Genomic DNA, 3,387 nt, shown 5'->3' on the forward strand with positions numbered 1-3,387 from the left:
CGGAACCCCCGGTAGGCGAGGTCCCGCCGGGAGGGCGTACCGGTCATGGCGTCTCCATCCCTTGTCGCTGGGTGCCGGGAAGCATCGCGTACCCGAAGGTTTTTTGCAACGACGGCGAGGGACGCGACGGTGACCGGCTGGCAGCTCCGGGCGACACTGCTCCGGCCGGCCGATGCCGACGTCACCCCGGTGCTGCGCACCGTCGGCGCAGTCGCCTCCGGGCGGCACGACGCGCCGACGATCGGCGCGCACCGGGCGGACACCGGCGGCGCCGGGCACGGCCGGACCCTGGACGTGCCCCGGTACTCGCAGCGGCTGCACGGCGGCGCGGAGACCCGCTGGGGCGGCGGCGGGGACTCCTGGTGCAGCCCCACCTGCATCTCGATGGTGCTGGACTTCTGGGCCGCCGGGCCCGCGCCCGACCGGTACGCCTGGGTGACGCCGCCCGGCCCCCGACCGGTGGTGGTGCACGCCGCCCGGCACTGCTACGACCGGGCGTACGCGGGCGCCGGGAACTGGCCCTTCAACACCGCGTACGCCGGGCTGCACGGGGTGGACGCCTTCGTCACCCGGCTGCGCTCCCTCGTCGAGGCGGCGGAGTTCATCGCCGCCGGGGTGCCGCTGGTGCTGTCGGCCGCGTTCCGGTCCGGTCAAATGCCCGGGCTGGACTACGACACGCGGGGGCACCTGATGGTGCTGGTCGGCTTCACCGCCGGCGGTGACCCGGTGCTCAACGACCCGTACGCCCCGGACGACGACGCGGTCCGCCGGACCGTGGACCGGGACCGGTTCGAGGCGGCCTGGCAGGCCGGCAGCGGCGGCATGGCGTACGTCATCCGGCCGGCGTCGGTGCCGCTGCCGCCGCCTCCCGCCCAGGCAAACTGGTGATCGGCTGATCAGCGGTCGGCGGGCCAGACGGCCAGTCCGCCGGCCGTGCGCAGGCAGACCAGCGCCCCGGGCCCGACCGCGCAGTCGTCCCACGAGCCGGGAAGCACCGCCCGCACCCGGGCTTCCCCGGCCCGGACGTCCAGGTCGGCGACGAGGGTCCGGTCCCCGGACAGCCGGCGGAGTCCGAGCAGCCGGGGCTGGTACCGGTCCCCGCCGCTCAGCCGCCACCGGCCCAGCCGGGCGACGACGCCGCCGGTACCCGGGTCGAGCATCGCGAGCTCCAGCTCCAGCCCGACGGCCGGGGCGGCGGCGAGCAGCCGATCGCCGACCGGGCTGACCCCGAGCCACCGATCGTCCCGCCACAGCAGGCGCCCGGTGGCCGGGTCGATGGCCCGCACGCCCACGGCGACCTGGTCGCGCTGGCAGACCACCCCGGCGCAGTCCGCGAACCAGGCCGCGGCCCGCGGCTCCACCGGGACGCTCCAGCGCCGGTCCAGCCGGTCCAGGCCGTACGCGGTGACGGTGCCCGGCGCGCCGTCGACCAGCAGCAGGTCGCCGACGACCTGGGTGAACCGGTACGACACCCGGTCCGCGGCCGGCGGCACCCGGCCGGCGCGGAGCAGCACCCCGGAGCCGGCGTCGTGGATCTCCACCCGACCGGCGGCGGTGACCAGCACGATCTCGGCCACCCCCCGGTCGCCGACCCGGTAGGCGACTCCGTTGCCGGGCAGCGGCAGCGACCAGCGGGGCCTGCCGGAGACCGGATCGACCGACCGGATCGTGCCCGTCCCGTCGGCGCGGGGCGTCTCGAAGAGCACGGTGCCGGACTGGGTCGGGACCGGGTAGCCCGGCTGGCGCCAGCGCACCGCCCCGGTGTCGACGTCCAGCGCGGTGGAGATCGTGTCGCCGGCACCGGCGGGGCTGCTCGTCACCAGCAGCGCGCCGGCCACGGTGCTGAGCCCGAGCACGTGGTCCCCGGCCGGGAGGGTGAACCGCCACAGCGGCTCGCCACCGGGCAGCCGGTGTCCGGTCACCAGCCGACCCCCGCTGCCGACGGTGCCCGGACCGTCGGCGACGACGAGCCGGTCGGCCACCAGCAGGAAGGTGGCGCCCTGCGGGGCGGGCACCGCCACCTGCCGCTCCCGGGTCGGCCCCGCCGCGGAGCCGGCCAGGGTCAGCAGGACGGCCACGACCAGGGCGGCGGCGCGCATCGCCCGACCCGGCGGCCGACCCGGATCGGACGGCGGGTCGAGCTCCTCGCCGTGGCGCATCTCCCCCAGCTCGATCACCGGGCTCACGGCAGCCGCCACAGCCCGAAGCCGCCGGCGACCCGGCGGCAGATCAGCACATGCCCGCGGGTGCGGCAGTTCCCGAGAACGTCCGGCAACGCGTCACGCACCTGGGCCCGCCCGGTCGACACGTCCAGCTCGGCGACGAGCAGCCGACCGTCCCCGCGCCGCCGGACCCCGATCAGCGGGTCCGCCGGATCGTCCCCGCCCGCCAGCTCCCAGGCCCCGAGGTCGGCCAGGAGTCGGCCGGTCGCCGCCTCCACCACCGCGTACCGCGCGCCGACGGCGTCGGCCGAGCTCACCAGGAGCCGGCCGCCGACCTCCCGCAGCACCGCCTGCCAGCGGGGGTCGGTCCACCGGGTGGCGCCGGTCGCCGGGTCGAGCGCCCACATCCCGCCGGTCTGCCGATACGCGCAGAGCAGCAGGCCACACCGGTCGACGTAGCCCACCAGGGAGAGCCGCGCCGTCCAGCGCCGGTCCAGCCGGTCCAGGTCGTACCCGGTGATGGTGCCGTCGCCGTTGCGGATCACCAGCAGCAGGTCGCCGACGACCTGGGTGCGCTGCCAGGTGGGCAGCTCGCCGGGGCGGATGTTGCGGGCGACCAGCCGGGCGCCCGAGGCGGCGTCGCGCACCTCCACGTCCCCGGAGGCCGGGGCCAGCACGATCCGGTCGATCCCGTCCGGCCCGGCGTTGAGGCTCAGGCCCTCCTGCGGCGTCGGCACCGACCACAGTGTCCGACCGGTCGGCGGATCCACCCGACGGATCGCGGTCACCCCTTCCTGGCCGAGGCTCTCAATGAGCACGACGTCGCCCGCCGGGACGGCGACCCCGGCCTGCTGCCAGCCCGGCCGGCCGGTGCCGGCATCCACGGCGGACGTCCGGTACGGACCGCTGTCGCCGCCGACCGGCCCGATGAGCAGCACCGTCCCCGCCCGCTCCAGCAGTCCGACCACCGCGCCGTCGCCCGGCAGCGAGGTACGCCACAGCTCGGGCGGTGGACCGGTCTCCGGCACCCGGTACGCGACGAGCTGCCGGCCCTCGTTCCCACCCGGGACCGCCGGCTCCACCACGTAGAGCCGGTCACCGGTCAGGAACGCCTCCGCGCCCGGCCCGGCCGGTACGGCGGCCCACGGGCGCTCCGGCGCCGGCGCACCTCCGGCGGCCGTGAGCAGGGCGGCCACCAGCACCGCCAGGGACCGGTACGGCGCCG

At 77.2% G+C, this 3,387-nt stretch carries 3 protein-coding genes; 1 reads left to right on the forward strand and 2 read right to left on the reverse strand.

Going from position 1 to position 3,387, the window contains the following annotated elements:
• Nucleotides 1-129: 129 nt before the first annotated feature.
• A complete protein-coding gene (locus DKL51_RS27520; protein ID WP_260428689.1) occupies nucleotides 130-888 on the forward strand; it encodes a C39 family peptidase in 759 nt (252 codons plus the stop codon).
• An 8-nt stretch (nucleotides 889-896) separates the two neighbouring features.
• Here the strand turns inward: DKL51_RS27520 and DKL51_RS27525 are convergent, their stop codons facing one another.
• Both DKL51_RS27525 and DKL51_RS27530 read right to left on the reverse strand, forming a co-directional pair.
• Nucleotides 897-2,186, reverse strand: coding sequence for an outer membrane protein assembly factor BamB family protein (locus DKL51_RS27525; protein WP_109945896.1), 1,290 nt, complete (start codon nucleotides 2,184-2,186; stop codon nucleotides 897-899).
• A partial coding sequence (locus DKL51_RS27530) for an outer membrane protein assembly factor BamB family protein (protein WP_124812649.1) occupies nucleotides 2,183-3,387 on the reverse strand: 1,205 nt, incomplete at its 5' end. The genes DKL51_RS27530 and DKL51_RS27525, both read right to left, overlap by 4 nt.

The sequence above is a fragment of the Micromonospora globispora genome (genome assembly GCF_003857015.1).
Lineage (GTDB): Bacteria > Actinomycetota > Actinomycetes > Mycobacteriales > Micromonosporaceae > Micromonospora > Micromonospora globispora.